The sequence below is a fragment of the Ruegeria sp. D4 genome, assembly GCF_056534475.1.
In genome coordinates, this window is the sequence record NZ_JBQFPJ010000005.1 from 84,053 (window position 1) to 100,287 (window position 16,235).

16 protein-coding genes are annotated in these 16,235 nt (G+C 56.9%); 8 read left to right on the forward strand and 8 right to left on the reverse strand.

Annotated elements, in window-relative coordinates; genetic code table 11:
• Window positions 1–3: 3 nt before the first annotated feature.
• The 4 genes from ACR0MI_RS09685 to ACR0MI_RS09700 form a co-directional block, all read right to left on the reverse strand.
• Window positions 4–1,332: a TRAP transporter large permease gene (locus ACR0MI_RS09685; RefSeq protein ID WP_170614592.1), complete on the reverse strand. Its 1,329-nt coding sequence runs from the start codon at window positions 1,330–1,332 to the stop codon at window positions 4–6.
• 11 nt (window positions 1,333–1,343) lie between these two features.
• Window positions 1,344–1,856: a TRAP transporter small permease gene (locus tag ACR0MI_RS09690; protein ID WP_170614591.1), complete on the reverse strand. Its 513-nt coding sequence runs from the start codon at window positions 1,854–1,856 to the stop codon at window positions 1,344–1,346.
• A 112-nt stretch (window positions 1,857–1,968) separates the two neighbouring features.
• Window positions 1,969–3,114: a TRAP transporter substrate-binding protein gene (locus ACR0MI_RS09695; protein ID WP_170614590.1), complete on the reverse strand. Its 1,146-nt coding sequence runs from the start codon at window positions 3,112–3,114 to the stop codon at window positions 1,969–1,971.
• A 22-nt stretch (window positions 3,115–3,136) separates the two neighbouring features.
• Window positions 3,137–3,322 carry a hypothetical protein gene (locus tag ACR0MI_RS09700; RefSeq protein WP_170614589.1) on the reverse strand — a complete coding sequence of 62 codons (186 nt, stop codon included), beginning with the start codon at window positions 3,320–3,322 and terminating at the stop codon, window positions 3,137–3,139.
• Window positions 3,323–3,452: 130 nt separating this feature from the next.
• On the opposite strand from ACR0MI_RS09700, the gene ACR0MI_RS09705 reads away from it, so the two are divergent.
• Entirely contained in the window at window positions 3,453–4,487 is a 1,035-nt protein-coding gene (locus tag ACR0MI_RS09705) for a LacI family DNA-binding transcriptional regulator (protein ID WP_170614588.1), read from the forward strand.
• A 504-nt stretch (window positions 4,488–4,991) separates the two neighbouring features.
• Here the strand turns inward: ACR0MI_RS09705 and ACR0MI_RS09710 are convergent.
• The 4 genes from ACR0MI_RS09710 to ACR0MI_RS09725 all read right to left on the reverse strand — a co-directional run bounded on the left by ACR0MI_RS09710 (window position 4,992) and on the right by ACR0MI_RS09725 (window position 8,642).
• Window positions 4,992–6,041, reverse strand: coding sequence for a hypothetical protein (locus tag ACR0MI_RS09710; protein WP_480854230.1), 1,050 nt, complete (start codon window positions 6,039–6,041; stop codon window positions 4,992–4,994).
• 22 nt (window positions 6,042–6,063) lie between these two features.
• The gene (locus ACR0MI_RS09715) at window positions 6,064–6,375 is read right to left on the reverse strand and encodes a MocE family 2Fe-2S type ferredoxin (protein WP_170614586.1); all 312 of its coding nucleotides are present in this window, start codon (window positions 6,373–6,375) and stop codon (window positions 6,064–6,066) included.
• Entirely contained in the window at window positions 6,375–7,535 is a 1,161-nt protein-coding gene (locus ACR0MI_RS09720) for a fatty acid desaturase family protein (RefSeq protein WP_170614585.1), read from the reverse strand. Before ACR0MI_RS09720 ends, ACR0MI_RS09715 begins: the two co-directional genes overlap by 1 nt.
• 78 nt (window positions 7,536–7,613) lie before the next feature.
• On the reverse strand, window positions 7,614–8,642 hold the full coding sequence (locus tag ACR0MI_RS09725; protein ID WP_170614584.1) for a LacI family DNA-binding transcriptional regulator: 1,029 nt from the start codon (window positions 8,640–8,642) through the stop codon (window positions 7,614–7,616).
• 175 nt (window positions 8,643–8,817) lie between these two features.
• Between ACR0MI_RS09725 and ACR0MI_RS09730 the strand changes: the two genes are divergently transcribed.
• From ACR0MI_RS09730 to ACR0MI_RS09760, 7 genes are all read left to right on the forward strand, one after another.
• Window positions 8,818–9,546, forward strand: a complete 729-nt coding sequence (locus tag ACR0MI_RS09730; RefSeq protein WP_170614583.1) for an SDR family oxidoreductase — start codon at window positions 8,818–8,820, stop codon at window positions 9,544–9,546.
• A 12-nt stretch (window positions 9,547–9,558) separates the two neighbouring features.
• Window positions 9,559–10,713, forward strand: coding sequence for a Gfo/Idh/MocA family protein (locus ACR0MI_RS09735; RefSeq protein ID WP_170614582.1), 1,155 nt, complete (start codon window positions 9,559–9,561; stop codon window positions 10,711–10,713).
• A 10-nt stretch (window positions 10,714–10,723) separates the two neighbouring features.
• Entirely contained in the window at window positions 10,724–11,638 is a 915-nt protein-coding gene (locus ACR0MI_RS09740; protein ID WP_170816710.1) for a sugar phosphate isomerase/epimerase family protein, read from the forward strand.
• Between the two features lie 45 nt (window positions 11,639–11,683).
• The gene (locus tag ACR0MI_RS09745; RefSeq protein WP_170816709.1) at window positions 11,684–12,721 is read left to right on the forward strand and encodes an ABC transporter substrate-binding protein; all 1,038 of its coding nucleotides are present in this window, start codon (window positions 11,684–11,686) and stop codon (window positions 12,719–12,721) included.
• Between the two features lie 75 nt (window positions 12,722–12,796).
• Window positions 12,797–14,281, forward strand: coding sequence for a sugar ABC transporter ATP-binding protein (locus ACR0MI_RS09750; RefSeq protein WP_170816708.1), 1,485 nt, complete (start codon window positions 12,797–12,799; stop codon window positions 14,279–14,281).
• Complete coding sequence (locus ACR0MI_RS09755; protein WP_170614578.1) at window positions 14,278–15,219, forward strand: ABC transporter permease; 942 nt, start codon at window positions 14,278–14,280, stop codon at window positions 15,217–15,219. Before ACR0MI_RS09750 ends, ACR0MI_RS09755 begins: the two co-directional genes overlap by 4 nt.
• Window positions 15,216–16,223, forward strand: a complete 1,008-nt coding sequence (locus tag ACR0MI_RS09760) for an ABC transporter permease (RefSeq protein WP_170614577.1) — start codon at window positions 15,216–15,218, stop codon at window positions 16,221–16,223. The genes ACR0MI_RS09755 and ACR0MI_RS09760 overlap by 4 nt, the downstream gene beginning before the upstream one ends.
• The last annotated feature ends 12 nt before the right edge of the window (window positions 16,224–16,235 follow it).

Below are 16,235 nucleotides of genomic sequence, written 5' to 3' on the forward strand. Positions count from 1 at the left end.
GTCCTACTTGTAGATATCAGGAAGCAAAGTGGTCGAGATCGGCGGGAAATAGGCGATCAGCAGCACGACGATCAGCATTGTCAGAACAAAGGGAACGGCACGGGCTGCGATTTTCAGGATCGACTCGCCGGTAATGCCGGAGACAACAAAGAGGTTCAGCCCCAGGGGCGGTGTGATGAAGCCAACGCCCAGCGCGGTGATCATCATGATGCAGAACTGGATCTCGTTCATGCCGATGTTGTCGGCCAGGGGTTTCAGGATTGGCGCCAGGATCACGATGTTGGGCGTCGTCTCCATAACGCAGCCCGCTGCGATCAGGATGCAGATCATCAACAGGATCAGCATGGCCGGATCATCGGTCAGCCCGGTTACGGCCGTGACAAAGCCCTGCGGCACGCCCATGATTGCCAGCGCCTCGGCCAGCGGGGCTGAAAATGCGATGATCGGCAGGATCACCCCGTTCACTTTGGCAGAGCTGACAAGCATCGCCGGAAAGTCCGACAGCTTCAGGGTGCCCAGTATGAAACCCATCACGATGGTTACGACCACCGCCGTTGCACCGGCTTCGGTCGGCGTCAGTCGGCCCGAAAAGATGCCGTAGAAAATGATTCCCGGCACGATGAAGGCATACCAGCCGGATTTCAACGATTGACCCAGATTGCCCATCCACTCGCTCAGCCCCATATTGCCGCCGGTCTCATAGGTATAAAGGCGGTTCATGATGATGTTGGTGATCAGGATCGACACCAGGATCGCAAGACCCGGGATAAGCGCCGCCAGAAACAGTGTTGACGCTGAGATGCCCAGCACGAGGCCGATAATGATATACGCGATTGAAGGTGGGATAAGGATGCCGGTACAGGCGCCAGCCGCCACCAGGGCGCAGGCATAGGGTCGGGGGTAACCGCTTTCGACAAGCCGCGCGATTGTCATCCGCCCCACGGCAGCGGCACCCGCCGCGTCCGAGCCCGAGATCGCCGCAAACATCCCGCAGACCAGAACGGTCGCTGATCCGAAACCGCCGCGCGTCCAGCAGGTCAGCGCCTCGGCCACATCCAGAAATTTCTTACTGAGGCCGGTTCGCACAAGCACATCGCCGGTCAGGATGAACAGCGGCACAGCTGTCAGTGCAAATGCGTCGATACCGGTGAACAGGCTTTCACCGATGGCGCTCAGCGGCAGGTCGCCCGACATAATCAGCATGACAATCGCCGCGGTGCCAATGGCGGCCCAGACCGGCACCGCCAAAGCGATCAGGCCCACGAACAGGATCACCGGCAGGTAAAAATCCCATCCAAGCTCAACAGTCTGATTGAGGGAGTTCCAGAGCATTCGAGTTCTCCTCAGTCAAACAGCTTGTCGCCTTCGAAGACGGGCGTGCCGTCGCGAAGGGATTTCAGGTCGCGCAAAAGGGATTGGATCAGCCGCCATATCATCAGCGCAAATCCGGTCGGCACAGCCATTAGGAACCAGACCTTGGAGACCCGCAACCCGTCCGTGACCGAACCGAACTTGGCCGAGACATGAACCGCCTCATACGACCAGTAGAGCGCGATAACGGCCACCACGAACATCACCAAATCGCCGAAGATGTACAAAGCCGCCTTAGGGCGTGGCCCCAGGTAATGCATGATCACGTCGATGCGGATATGGGCGCGTTCCTTGACGGCCGCCGCCGCGCCGATCCAGGCGAGATATATGAAGGAATAGCGGACGATCTCTTCGCCCCAGATCGAGGAAAAGGCGAACACTTCCCGCCGCAACACCTCGATCGCCATGGTGATGACAAGCATCACGTAGAACACCAGTAGCAGCCAGCGCTCGGCGTCTCGGTCGATTTTTTGCAATATGGTCATTTCCGGCCCCGGTCCCTGGCAACATTAGACCTGCCGGTCCGCTTGGACCGCCGCCATCTGGTTGCACGTGGTAAAACGGGCGAGAGAGGTCAGCCCCCTCGCCCGTCGGATCTTATGCGTCGTGGACGTAGTACTTGCCCTGCGTTCCAGCCGCCTCGACCAGTTTTTCGAAATTGTCCATCGAGCCAGCAAGTTCGGTTTTGAACGGATCCCATTCCGAACGCTGATAGCCACCGGCATCCTTCCACTCGGCCAGTTGATCATCGGACAGCGAATGGAATTGCACGCCTGCCTTGTTCAGTTCCGCCATGGCATAGGCCCGCGCCGACGGTACTTTGGACAGGTTCTGGTGGCTGGTCATTTCCGACCCCCACATGATCCCCTCCTGCACATCGGATGGCAGTGAATTGAACCATTCCAGATTACAGGAATAGACCTGACTGTCCGGCACGGCCTGCGTGAAGGTGACGTTGCTGAGAATGTCCTTGAAGCCAAAGACATACAACGCACCGACCGACGGATCCAGCGCATCGGCCACACCCTGCTTGATCGCCGATGGCGTCTCGCCCCATGCGACAGGTGTCGGGTTGGCACCGACCATCCGATAGTATTGCTGCAGCATCTTCGAACCCGGCACGCGGAATTTCACACCGCTCATGTCCGACGGGGTAAGAATGGCGTTTCCGCCCTGACGCACGGCGACAACCCGTGGATCAATCACAACGTAGAAAAGCGCCTTGAACCCGGCGGCTTCGACCTTGGGATGCACTTCGTTCTTCCAAGTGTCGGAATGCACCAGATTGGTAAACCGCTGGTTCGAGCCGCACAGATACGGCATGTTGATCAGATCGACGGTCGAGGCAAAAGGCGCAAAGTTCGACAGCGAATGCTGTGCTGCCTGAATTGTGCCGCCCTGAACCTTCTGAACCAGCGCGCCGCCCGCACCCAACTGCCCGCCGGGGGCCAGCTTGACGTAGATCTTGCCATTGGTCGCGTTCTGGATATTTTCCTTCAGATCCAGCTGCATGATCGGATAACTGCGCGATGCGCCCAGTACGTAAGCCGTGGCGACGGTCATCACATGCTCGGCTGCATTCTCGCGTTCTTTCTCTTCTTTGGCGGTTTGCGCTGCGGCCTCCGAAGACCACAAGACGCCGCCAGCTCCGGCCACCACCGCCGCTGTGAACGAGCCAGTTGAAGCCAGCTTCAGAAAATTCCGGCGCTCAGCAGATTTGAGGCCATCCTTGCCATTCGTCATTTTCTTCCTCCCATTGAATCCGTCAGCTGCCGTTGTTGTTTTCTTGGTCAGCCTCTCGCTTGAGAATGGCCGCCACGAACAGGATCGAGGCAGCAAACAGAACCAGCATCTCACCGACATCCCCCAGGAATCCGCCGCCTCCAAATGCGCCCAGCGCCACATTTGTGAAAAATACGGCAAAGACGACAGCAGCAGCCCAAAGGAACATCGCAAAACCCCGGATTGTTTTCTCAAATCTATTTGTAAGCGCTTACATCAATAATGCAAGCGCTTACATCAACAGATGGCAAGACCGGTTTTTTGTGGTAAGACGGTGCCAAAGAAACAGCAGGCTCCGCATGGGAAAAACCCGTACAGCTCCGACACTTAACGACGTTGCAAAGGCGGCCGGCGTTTCCACCGCCACTGTGTCGCGATGCCTGAATTCGCCGGAACGGGTAATCGAGCAAACCCGGCGTCGGGTCATGCAAGCGGTCGAATCGTTGGGCTATACGCCGAATTTTGCAGCCCGTGTTATGGCTGCGAATCGCAGCTTCACCATCGGTGCGATTATTCCCACAATGGACAACGCAATCTTCGCCCGCGGATTGCAGGAGTTTCAGGACCAGCTTCGTGAAAGCGGATATACCCTTCTGGTATCCAGTTCCGCTTACGACCCCGAGGTGGAGAGAGAGCAGATCCGCACGCTTGTCGCCCGCGGTGCGGACGGGTTGCTTCTTATCGGACATGAGCGTGACGCAGACATTTATGAGTATCTGGAGCGCCACCAGGTTCCATCACTTGTTGCCTGGTCCTATGACCCGGACGTCAAGCGGCCGTCCGTCGGTTTCAGCAACAAGGATGCTATGGGGGAACTGGCGCGAACCGTGATTGCAGCAGGCCACCGGCGGATCGCCATGATTTCGGGCAAGACAAAAGGAAACGATCGGGCGCAAAACCGCGTCGAAGGTGTCAGGCAGGCTATGTCACAGAGCAACCTCGACGCCGATGCCTTGACCTTGATCGAAACCACTTACGAAATTGACAAGGGCGCTGAAGCCTTTCGGCAACTGATGGCCCTCACCCCAAGGCCAACAGTGGTCATGTGCGGCAACGATGTTCTGGCCGCAGGTGCACTGTGCGAGGCCCGACGACTTGGAATACAGGTGCCGGAACAAGTTTCGGTAACGGGTTTCGATGACATAGAATTGGCCGAGATCGTCAGCCCGGCCTTGACGACCGTACATGTTCCCCACCGGGAAATGGGTCGCAAGGCCGCGCGTGAATTGACTGCAATGGTTGAGGGCAAATCGGAAGGCCATTCAATCTGCATCAATACAAGGCTGGTCAGCCGACATTCGCTGGCAGAACCCGACTGCCACACATCGCAATAGACGCGTGGGGTTTGCATCCTCCGTTTTCGCCCCAGTGAAGTCAGACATTTGCGGATAGCCAACTGCCCGACCAAAGCGCACTGTACCCAAAGCACGGTCGGCAACCTTCCCAGCAACGTCAACTTGACCGGCAGTGATGGGCGCAGTCTGTCGCCGCAGTTCGATCTGGGTCTGCATTCAGAGAGCTTTGCCTGCGCCGGTTTTGACGCGTCACCCTAACACCCTAAAATAGATAAGAAATAATCGCTATCATCTTGGTGCCGTATTCTGGAAATCGTGGTGCACCGCCTTGCCATCTATACCGCTCGAACTCTGGCGAGTTTCTGGATGGTCGAACGCAAAGCCTCATGCCGGACCAGTGCAAAGCCTTTAGGGATCAGTGCGGACGCTCGGTCAAAAAGGCCGGCTCGCCGCAATGCGGATGAAGCAGGCGTAGAGAGTGAAGCATTGAGTGGCGCCTTTGATGTCGTGCATCAATTGTGTGGATGCGCAGCTTTAGTCCAATCAAATGCCGAGTGCTTGCAGGTCAAACGACAAAAAGAACTCCTCGTTCTTCGTGTTTCGGATCAAAAGTTGGTCTTTCTTGATCTCAATGGCGCTCACCCCGCTCCCATCACGCCAACGAAACGCACCGACGACATGACTAATCTCAACTTGGCCGTCGGGGTCCAGTAGAATGGCTCCACGACCTTTGGGAAAACCGTTTTCATCAGCGCCCAGAACGGTCGACGCAGCCCCCTCCTCGACCCCAAGGCAGGCAAAGTGCCTGCCCGACCACGGAGCATAGTAGCGACCTCCGTTGGAATGCCACAACATTGTCATCGGCAAAGCCTGTGCCGATTTGAGTGACAGGAAAATGTCACCCTCCACCGGGCGAATAACCGCAGTCCACCCCAGTTTCAATTCAGGGGGCTCCAGCCCAACAACAAAATCTTCGCTTTTCGAAGACCATGGATAGTGTGACAGGTCCAATTCGTCTCCCATACCAGGGAAAGACGTCAACGTATCACTTTCAGCCGGGTATTTTAGCGCTGAATGGCCCAATGACGGATCAACTTCCAGCGGAGTCTCAGGTGTTCTCCAGCACTGCTTTCGAGAGGTTTGAATGATCCCGCCATTTGGCAAAGATACGTTCGCGTGATTGGCTACCGGCACCAACCCGTCGCCACCAATGAACGTATGTCGCTGATAGACAAATGGATGCCCCGGGCGCAGTGTGATCTCTTTCTGCAGCCTTGCCCCATAGACCGTTTTTTCGAGCTCGGCTCGTAAGTAGTTTTCGGTCTTTTCCTTCAATACCCAGCGTGAATTGGGCGGCCATCCATGCAGCGGCGACGCGCCCTCGGTTGCCCCGAAAGGCGCGCAGAAAAAATCACCACCGAGCTTTTCCAGATGAGGCGCAATACCCTCAGGCATGGCTTCGCCCGTTCCGACCCAAGGCGCGCGATGCAGCGGCGAGATCTCGGTACCGCCGTCATTTACGCAAAAGCTCTCGATCAACCCCAACTGCAAATCGAAGGAAAGCCGGATACCAGTAGCGGACAGGTTGATCACAATTGATACCTCACCCAAAACATCATTCCACCAGAACCATCACACGACCATTTCCGACTTTGGTTTCGTAGGTACGAAGGTCTTTACATGCAGGCGCTCGTAGAGCTTTGCCCGAGCGGTAGTCGAATAGCCCGTTGTGCTTGGGGCACTCGATCTCATAGTCCATCACCAGGCCGTCCGATAAGTGCACCTGTTCGTGTGTACAGAGACCATCAGTGCAGTAGAACTCATTATCCTGACTACGGAAAATTGCGTATGTACGGCCCTCGTGATCCCAACGAATGACGTCCTCTTCGTCAACATCGTCTACGGCGCACGCGTCGACCCAAGGCATTACACTCCCTCCCGGTCGCTGCTTGCAGGTCTCGTTTTTCGCTCGGGAACAGCCATGTGCAAATGCTCTCGATAAGGTCGCGCCGTCGTTGGAAGTGTTTTTCGAATTGCATATTTCGGATCAATGCGTTGCTTCATGACGGAGCCCATCATTTCTTTGTAGCCATCCCAAATTGAAGTGTTCGGCGGCGGCAGGTCATCCTTGATCAACTCATGAAGCGCTGGAAGTGAGTAATAGGGCACCATCGGGAACATATGATGTTCGATGTGGTAATTCATGTTCCAGTAAACCCAGCGGCTGATCGGGTTCATGTAGAGCGTTCGGGAGTTCAACCGGTGATCAAGAACGTTCTCGGCCAATCCTCCATGCTGAAGCAGCCCCGTCATTACAAAATGCCAGCATCCATAGACCCGGGGGCCGCCGATCAGGAGTATCGGGATCAGGGACTTCCAAGCTGCCCCAGAGACAAACAATACCGATGAGACCAATAAAACAGCGGCGTAGATTGCGACGTGAACCCGTGCCCAGAATACTGCTTTCGGCCACTGGCTTTCCGGAATGTAGTCCCGCTCTTCCTGCGACAGGTTCCCCATGGCATTTCGCATCAGAACTTTGAGCGAAGTCCAGGTCTCAACAATCCCTACAAATGCAAGCGTCTTAAGGATCAGGTTGATCGGATGCATCCACGCTATTTCGGGATCGCGGCCAACAATAAGTGTGTCGGTGTGATGCCGCGCGTGGCTCCAGCGCCAATTGACCGGGTTTCGCATGATCTGGAAGGACGCGATGTGGTAAACGAAGTCGTTCATCCAGCGGGTTCGAAACGCTGTTCCGTGACCACATTCGTGCCAACGGCTGTCGCAGGCCGAACCGTACACAACCCCGTAAGCAAACCAGAAAGGCACGCAAAGCCAGCTGCCCCAAAAGTAAAGCCCGCCAGCCGCAAACACAAAATGCAAGGCGATCCAGATCACTGTGTCACGCATGGCAGGCGCATCCCGACGCTTCATTAGAGACTTCAGCTTCTTTCGGGGAACCTCGCTATGATACCACTCGGCGGCCGACAGACCGGCCTCTATCGCCTGGCGCGTACTCGTACCGGTCAGGGAATAGTCCCGAACAGCAAAATCCGAGCCAGTGGATGCGGTCGACTTACTCATATCCCCTCTCTTCATCGCTCATAGCAGTTCTTACGCGGCTTCCTTGACCATAGCAAAGTCGCCTCGAATTTTGGCCTGTCAACTGGGCGGCGCAGTGCTCGCCCGTGTGACAAGTTCCACGGAGACTGCCGTTTTTGTCGGAAGGTTCCGGCTTGTATTCGCCAACTGGCCCAGCAACACCTCGGCTGCACGGCGTCCCAGTTGATGCCGGTCTTGTCGGATTGTTGTCAGCGCGGGAACGTAAGAACCTGACATTTCGATATCGTCAAAACCGACAACCGAAATGTCTTCGGGCACCTTCAGCCCGCCTTCGACCAGCCCGGAGATCAACCCAAAGGCAACCATGTCCGCCGCGCAGAATACAGCCGTTGGGCGGTCATCCATCGCGAGTATTCTTCTGGCGGCCTCATGTCCTGATTCCAGCGAGAAATCGCCCCTGATGATCCACTCGGGCCTCGCCGGAAGCCCCAGCCGCGTCCGTTCTTCGACCATGCCCTCACGCCGGGCCGTTGTCAGAACATTCCCGTCGGGGCCGGTCACATGCGCGATTTTCTTGTGGCCCAAATTATGCAGATGCCTGATCGCCAATCGCGCACCTTCGGCGTTATCACTGGAAATCACCGGAAAGGACGCGCCCTCGACCCATTCACACAAAAAGACAATTCGGTCACCCGCCCCGTACCTGATGCATTGCTGCAACGCGGCCGACGATATCCCGCCGTCCAACGAAATTGCACCGTCGATCCGGCCATCCCGAAAGTACCCGGCAAGAGTTTCATCCTGCAATGGATTGCTTTCGGTGTCAGCGATCAGAACCGCGTAGTCCGATCCGGCAAACCCCTCGCTAATACCTGCCAAGATGCCCGAGTAGAAAGGTTTGCCTAGATTGGGGACCAGGATCAGTACAGCGCCCGCCCTTTGCATGCGCAGGTTTCTGGCGGCCTGGTTGACGCGGTAACCTGTCTCATGAATGGCTTCCTGCACTGCCAAACGCGTTGTTTCCGACACCAGACCAGGATTGGACAAAACACGACTGACCGTGGCCGTAGACACCATCGCGGAACGGGCAACATCCTGTATCGTGGCAGGTTTGGGCTTCTTGTTCATGACCAGTCAGAAAATTTCCAGCTTGACTCGAATCTATTGTGATGCCGATTATGTAATCGATTACAACTTTTGAAAAGCAGGTTTTTTCGAAAATGTAATCGATTGCAGAGGAAACTCGCCGATTGAGGGAAGTGATGGCATCCGAATTCAAAAGCAGCAGAAGCCGGGCTCTTTGATGACTTCGAAGACCTCCTTCGACTTTACCGGGGCAAAGGTCCTGGTGATTGGCGCCAGCCGGGGCGGTATTGGCGCAGCTGTTGCCAGAGCATTTCAGGACGCGGGCGCCGAAGTGGAAATTACCGGCGTGGAACCGGATTGCATCGAAGAGGACGCAACCCGGTTTGGCTACAGTCAGTTGGATGTAACCAACACGGACGAAGTCTACAAATTCGCTGGAGCACGGAACCATATTGATGTGCTGATCAATTGTGCCGCGATCACACGGCGCGGCGAGGAGATGGAGCCCGACTTCTTCTCACACGTGCTGGACGTCAATCTGACCGGGTCGTTTCGCTGCGCCGAGGCGTTGCACCCTGCCCTTTCGGCCGCAAAAGGACGCGTCATCAATGTGGCCTCGATGTATGCGCGATTTGGTTCACCGCAAAACCCGGCTTACGGCGCCTCGAAAGCCGGTGTGGAACAACTGACAAAATCGCTGGCAATCGCCTGGGCCAAGGACGGTATTCGGGTGAATGCGATCGCACCGGGGTTCATCGTGACCGAACAATCGGCCCGGGCGAGGGAAGATGCAAATTTCACAACAGCGGTCGAAACCCGCACACCGTTGGCGCGCTGGGGTCAGCCGGAAGATATCGCAGGATCAGCCATGTTTCTTGCATCAGATGCCTCGGCTTTTGTGACGGGTACATGCCTGACCGTGGACGGAGGGTATTCGGTTGTTTGACTGGAGCACACGATGAGTGACTTCGCAAAAATTGGCGCGGCAGTGATCGGGACTGGATTCATTGGAACGGCGCACGTTCAGGCCCTTCGGCGTCTGGGCGTGGACGTAAGAGGCGTTCTTGGATCATCGCCAGAGCGCGGCCGGGATCGGGCCCAAGCGATGAGCGTGACGCACGCTTACGCATCTCTGGACGACCTGCTGGCGGATGAAAGCGTCGATGTGGTGCACGTAACGACCCCGAACCACGCACATTATCCGCAGGTGAAGTCGATTCTGGCGGCAGGCAAACACGTCATCTGTGAAAAGCCCCTTGCCATGACGTCCGCCGAAAGCGCTGAAATGGTGGACCTGGCCAATGCGTCAGGAAAGGTCGCGGCGGTTTGTTACAACATCCGGTTTTACCCGCTGAACCAGCAAGCTCATGGCATGGTTCAAACAGGCGATCTTGGTGATATTCGTTTCATAACAGGGCATTACCACCAGGACTGGCTGGCAAAATCAGATGACTGGAACTGGCGGCTGGAAAGCGAAATGGGCGGAGCGCTGCGTTCAGTCGGTGACATTGGAACGCACTGGGTTGATCTGACAAGTTTCGTCACCGGGTTGAAAGCTGCTTCTGTGTTTGCAGAGCTGACAACCTTCATTCCGGAACGCCAGAAACCTCTCGGCTCGGTCGAGACGTTTTCCAGCGGAACCGGCGAAACCGAAACTGTCCCTATCGATACCGACGACGCGGCGATGATCCTCATCCGTTATGAAAACGGCGCACGCGGTGTGATGAGCACGTCTCAGGTGAACATGGGCCGAAAGAATTCATTGCAATGGGATATCGCCGGGGCAAAGGCCAGCGCCGCCTGGGACAGTGAAACCCCTGACCATCTGTTCATTGGGCACCGTGACGCACCGAACCAGACTCTGATGCGCGACTTTACGTTGATGAACGGCCCCGGGGTTGCCGCCGCCACATTGCCACCCGGACATGTCGAGGGCTTCGCGGATTCCTTCTTCAACTTTTTTCGGGCCGTCTATGCCGATGTCATCGCAGGCGGGCGTCAGCAAGGCAGCACATGGGCCACATTCGAGGACGGCCATTACGAGATGCGGTTCTGCGACGCTGTCGTGAAATCGGCAAAAGAAAGCCGCTGGGTGGATTTGAGCGAGATTTGAGGGCGATGACATGAAACTGGGCTTACTGACTGCACCATTCGAAGACTCTCAACTGGCCGATGTGGCGGCCTGGGCCGGTGCCAATGGGTTTTCAGCGATGGAGGTCGCCTGCTGGCCTGCATCAGGCGGCGAGCAACGGCGCTATGCGGGAACCAGCCACATCAACGTGGACGGCCTTTCTGCAGATCAGGGGAATGAGATTATCGCGGAACTTGGCGGTCATGGGGTCGAGATTTCCGGTCTGGGATACTACCCCAACCCACTTCATGCCGATGCGGATCATCGGGCAGAAGTTATCGGGCACCTCATGAAGGTCATCACCGCTGCCGGGGTGATGGGTATCAATGTCGTCAACACATTCGTGGGCGGTGTCCGGACGCTGAACCTCGACGCGAACTGGGAACGCGCGACCGAAATTTTCGATCCGATCGTCAAGCACGCGCAAAGCTCTGGCGTGCGCCTGTGTTTTGAGAACTGCCCGATGATCTTCAGCTATAACGAATGGCCCGGGGGTCACAACATCGCCTATTCGCCCAAGATCTGGCGACGGATATTCGAGCAGTGGGGCGATGCGGTTGGCATGAATTTCGATCCTTCGCATCTGATTTGGCAATTCATCGATCAGACGCGCTTTATCAAGGAGTTCGGCCCTCACATGGCCCATGTCCACGCCAAGGATGTGATGGTCGATCAGGACGGGCTGTATGAGAACGGGGTGATGTCAACCGGCATGGGGTGGCAAGTCCCGCGGCTTTGCGGGCTGGGTGACGTGGACTGGTCTGGTTTCTTTTCCGGACTTTACCGCGTCGGATACGACGGTCCCATCATCATCGAGCATGAAGACAGGCTGTTCGAAGGCACAGACGAAAAGGTCAAGCGGGGGTTCCTGCTGGCCCGGGATGTCCTTTCGCCATTCATCAAATGAAGCAACATCAAACGTGAAACGACTGAAAACTGGGAGGAAAACGAAATGAAAAACCTACTTTATGGCGTTGCTGCGGTAGCAGTATCTGCTTCTCTTGCAACTGTGGCGCTTGCGGACGGGCACAAGCAATACACCATCGGTGTGTCCAACACCGTTCAAGGTAACGGTTGGCGCGAACAGATGATCTGCGCCATGCGCGCGCAGGCATTGGTTGAAGCCGATGTCACAAACCTGATCGTTGCGCATCGCAACACAGATTCTGCCGGGCAACTGGAAGACATCAACAACCTGATCGAAGCGGGTGTCGACGCGATTGTCCTGAACCCATCCAATCCCGACGCCTTGAACTCGGCGCTTGAAAAGGCGATGGCGCAAGACATCGTCGTTGTGGCCGTGGATGCCGGCGTTTCGGCCGAAGGCGCGTACATTCTGTCGAACAATCAGGAAGAATACGCCTACCTTGGTGCCAAGTGGCTTTTCGAGCAGCTCGGCGGGAAAGGTGACGTCGTTTACATGCGCGGTATCGCCGGGGTTTCGGCGGATACGGACCGCGACAACGGCTTTAAGCGCGCACTGGCTGAACATCCCGAGATCAACGTGGTGCACGAGGTGTTCACCGGATGGCAGCAGGACCAGGGCAAGCAACAGATCTTTGATTTCCTTGCCACGGGCATCCCGTTTGACGGTGTCTGGACCAGCGGCATCGACAATGTAATCGTCGACGCGTTCACGGAATCCGGAGCGCCTTTGGTACCCATCGTCGGAGCGGACAATGCGGGCTTTGTTCAATACCTGACCGAGGTTGAGGGATTGAATGGCGCAGCGGTGACAAACCCCGGCTCGGTTGGCGGCGCGGGCATCGCTTTGGCCGTCGACATCCTGAACGGTGAGGCCCCTGACAGTAACACTGTCCTTGTCGACCCCGTGCTTTGGGAAAACGCGACAGATGCTGGCCGCGAAACGATCAAGGCCGCTCAGAATCCCAATCTGGATCCCGAATGGCCCGTTTCCGTGACGGTTCCCGGATGGACTGACTACACGATGGAACAGATCATCGACTGCAAGGGACCCGGCGAAGGCTGATCCCAACAGACTGGCCTTCCGCCCCCGGCGGGGCGGAGGGCACACACAGTGCATCTCCAGCATTCAAGGAATTCCATGAGCCGCACAGCACTACTCGACGCGTCTGACGTGGCCAAAAGTTTTGGCGCCGTACATGCCCTGACCAAAGCCCAGCTTACGGTCGCCGAAGGCGAGATTGTTGCCTTGATGGGGGCAAATGGTGCCGGGAAGTCGACTTTTGTCAAAATCATAACGGGTGCCCTGAAACCTGATGCTGGCCAGGTGCTGATCCGGGGGAAACCGGCGCATGTCGGAAACCCGGCCGAGGCGCGCCGTTCCGGTCTGGTGCCTGTTTACCAGGAACCGTCGCTTATTCCTGATCTCGACGTGTCCGACAATCTCAGGCTGACCGACACACCGGTCGATCAGTTCCGTGACTGGGTTTCGGAACTTGGGATCAAAGACCTGAAGTTGTCGGCAATGATCGGCGACCTGCCGCTCGCCACGCTTCGCATTCTCGATCTGGCCCGCGCGTTGGCAGTTGAACCTGACGTTCTCCTGCTGGACGAAATGACCGCTGCACTGCCCACAGATTTGGTTGAACGTGTTTTGAAAACCGTACGACGCAAGGCAGATGACGGGATGGGGGTGATCTATGTTTCCCACCGCTTCACCGAAATTTCGGAACTATGCGATCGGGCGACGGTGTTGCGGGATGGCATGTCCGTCGGGGATCTCGACATAGAACCCGGTGTCGAAGAACGCGTTGTCGAGTTGATGTTGGGTCAAAAGATAGACATCGGACAGCGCCAGATACTTCAAGCAAACGGACCACAAACACAGACACCCCGATTGCACGTTCAGTCGCTTGCGTTCGAGCCCAGTTTCTCGGACGTCTCGTTCGACTTGTACCCCGGCGAAGTACTGGGGGTAGTCGCGCTTGAAGGTCAGGGACAGGATGAGCTTTTCGAGGTGCTCGCGGGTTTTGACCGACCAACGTCAGGGTCAATGGAAGTGGACGGAATGCCTGTTCATTTCGCCCACCCCGCCGACGCCATTGCGGCCGGGCTGACCTTCGTGCCGGGCGACCGTTCTGATGCTTTGATGGCGCAAAGGTCCGTCAGGGAAAACATTGCCCTACCATTCTCGGCACGTCTTAGAAACTGGGGGCCGATAAAACTCCGTCACGAGCGGGACCGGGTCGCTTATGCGGTCGAAAAGCTGCAGATCGACACACGCGCGCAGGGCGAAGTGCAACGACTTTCAGGTGGCAACCAGCAGAAAGTCACCATTGGTCGCTGGCTGGCGACCGGTGTCGAAACCTTGCTTTTGTTCGACCCGACTCGTGGCATTGATGTCCGCACGAAACGCCAGATTTACCCACTGGTTCGCGAGTTGGCTGATCAGGGCGCGGCGGTTCTGTTCTACACATCCGAGTTGGAAGAAATCCCTCTGGCCTGCGATCGTGCGGTCGTAATCTTCAACGGGCGGGTGGTTGACGTGATAGACGCTGCCAACGCCGATGAACAAACACTGATGCGCGCGGCTTATGGCCTGACCGAAGCGGAGGGCGCAGCGTGAGCGGGACCATCCGAAAACACTCCTGGGTAATGGGGCTTGTTTTACTTCTTGTGGTTCTTCTGACCATCACAAAGGTGATACAACCCACTTTCGGCGCGTCCGGGCTTGAGAGTATCGCCCGTGCCGCCCTGCCCTTTGCTTTTGCAACCGCCGGTATGGCCATCGTCGTGATCGTCGGCGGCATCGATTTGTCCGTTGCGTCGATGATGGCGGTATGCGCCGTGACGGCTGCCGTTTTGATGGAACGCATGGCCGGTGTGCCCGCCCTCCTCCTAGTTCTGGGTGTCGGGCTTTTGATGGGGCTGATCAACGGGCTACTGATTGTCGTGACGCGTGTACCCGACATCGTCGTTACACTCGCCATGCTTTTTGTTTGGGAAGGCGCTGCGTTGCTGATCCTTGAAACACCCGGTGGCGCGACGGCGGACTGGCTGGAACAATCGATCCGAGGGCATTTTCTGTTCGACGGGCTGCCAAAGGCGCTTGTCGTCATCGCTGTCGGCATCGCGGTGGTCTGGCTGCCGATCCGGCGCTCCAAACTTGGCCTTTCGATCTATGCAACCGGGTCGGACGAACTGGCTGCCTTCCGTTCAGGCGTTGGGGTCGGAAGAACGAAAGTTATCGCCTACGCCCTATGCGGTCTGTTTTGCGCCATGGGCGGATTAAGCCTGGCCGCCCTGACCGGAATAGGAGAGCCGGTGCCTGGTCCGTATCTTATGGCCTCTGTCGCAGCGGTGGTTCTTGGCGGTGTCGTTCTGGGTGGTGGCAAAGGCGGCCTTCTTGGCCCGATCATCGCCGTTTTCATTCTGCGGATCATCCGAACGATCCTGACTTTGCTGGCCGTCGATCCAAACGTGACAACCATTATCGAAGGAACAATCATGGTCCTCGTTGTCATGCTGGGCACTGCGGCGTCACTAAGGGGGGCCCGCCGATGAGCATGGACACCACTGACCTGCCAATGGTCCGCTTTGCGCGGTATCTTCGTGACAACCCGATCATCCCCCTGTTGGTCTTCCTGTTCCTGATGATCGCTGTGCTCGAAGTCTTGCGGCCGGGTATCGTCACCCCGTTCCGGGCCGGTCGGGACGGGCTGATCTCGACCTTTTGGGTCGGCAACCTGATCAAGTTCGCAATTCCTCTGGCGATGCTTGCCGCTTGTCAGGTACTGACGATGCTGACCGCAGGAATTGACCTGTCGGTCGGAGTGGTCGCCACCGTTTCAGCCTTCGTCTGCGCGACACTCAGTGCAATATGGGGCGTAACGCCCGCAGTCCTGATTGCTTTGTCCGCAGGCCTTATTGTTGGCGTTGTAAATGGCATCGGGGTTGGACTGGTGCGTGTCCATCCTTTGATCATGACGCTTGGAACGGGATTGATCGCCACCGGATGCCTGCAGGTCTACCAACGCCTCGTCATCAATGCGGGCACCGAGATTCCCGCTTTCCTTTCATGGCTCGGGACCGGTCGAACCGCAGGAATGCCGAACGGACTTTTTGTATTCGTTCCGTTCGCGCTCTTTATCCTGTGGCTGATGCGCTATACCGGGTTTGGCCGGTTGCTGTTTGCACTAGGTTCCAACGAACAGGCCGCCAAATTATCCGGTGTACGGGCCTGGCAGGTCTATCTGGCGCTCTACGTGCTATCCAGCTTTATCGCCGCACTGGCTGGTTTGCTCTATCTCGGCATGATCCGTCAAACCTCACTGAGCCTGGCAAATCCGTTGTTGTTGCCCTCGGTCGCCGCGGCGGTGATCGGCGGCACATCAATCTTTGGGGGGCGTGGCAGCTTCGCGGGTGCAATTGTGGGCGCACTTATTCTGCGTGTGCTGGATACCATGCTAACCTTGATGCAGATGCCGGAAGGCGCACGCACGGCCCTGTTTGGGCTGATCATCCTCGCGGTTACTGCGCTCTACGTCAGGATCACCGGCACACGCTAAAGGAGGTTTCCA

Bases quoted from the DNA above. Each gene is read 5' to 3' on its own strand.
- ACR0MI_RS09690 (WP_170614591.1), bottom strand. From the start codon at position 1,856: ATGACCATATTGCAAAAAATCGACCGAGACGCCGAGCGCTGGCTGCTA.
- ACR0MI_RS09715 (WP_170614586.1), bottom strand. From the start codon at position 6,375: ATGCCTTGGGTCGACGCGTGCGCCGTAGACGATGTTGACGAAGAGGAC.
- ACR0MI_RS09695 (WP_170614590.1), bottom strand. From the start codon at position 3,114: ATGACGAATGGCAAGGATGGCCTCAAATCTGCTGAGCGCCGGAATTTT.
- ACR0MI_RS09730 (WP_170614583.1), top strand. From the start codon at position 8,818: ATGACTTCGAAGACCTCCTTCGACTTTACCGGGGCAAAGGTCCTGGTG.
- ACR0MI_RS09745 (WP_170816709.1), top strand. From the start codon at position 11,684: ATGAAAAACCTACTTTATGGCGTTGCTGCGGTAGCAGTATCTGCTTCT.
- ACR0MI_RS09685 (WP_170614592.1), bottom strand. From the start codon at position 1,332: ATGCTCTGGAACTCCCTCAATCAGACTGTTGAGCTTGGATGGGATTTT.
- ACR0MI_RS09735 (WP_170614582.1), top strand. From the start codon at position 9,559: ATGAGTGACTTCGCAAAAATTGGCGCGGCAGTGATCGGGACTGGATTC.
- ACR0MI_RS09740 (WP_170816710.1), top strand. From the start codon at position 10,724: ATGAAACTGGGCTTACTGACTGCACCATTCGAAGACTCTCAACTGGCC.
- ACR0MI_RS09700 (WP_170614589.1), bottom strand. From the start codon at position 3,322: ATGTTCCTTTGGGCTGCTGCTGTCGTCTTTGCCGTATTTTTCACAAAT.
- ACR0MI_RS09720 (WP_170614585.1), bottom strand. From the start codon at position 7,535: ATGAGTAAGTCGACCGCATCCACTGGCTCGGATTTTGCTGTTCGGGAC.
- ACR0MI_RS09760 (WP_170614577.1), top strand. From the start codon at position 15,216: ATGAGCATGGACACCACTGACCTGCCAATGGTCCGCTTTGCGCGGTAT.
- ACR0MI_RS09725 (WP_170614584.1), bottom strand. From the start codon at position 8,642: ATGAACAAGAAGCCCAAACCTGCCACGATACAGGATGTTGCCCGTTCC.
- ACR0MI_RS09750 (WP_170816708.1), top strand. From the start codon at position 12,797: ATGAGCCGCACAGCACTACTCGACGCGTCTGACGTGGCCAAAAGTTTT.
- ACR0MI_RS09705 (WP_170614588.1), top strand. From the start codon at position 3,453: ATGGGAAAAACCCGTACAGCTCCGACACTTAACGACGTTGCAAAGGCG.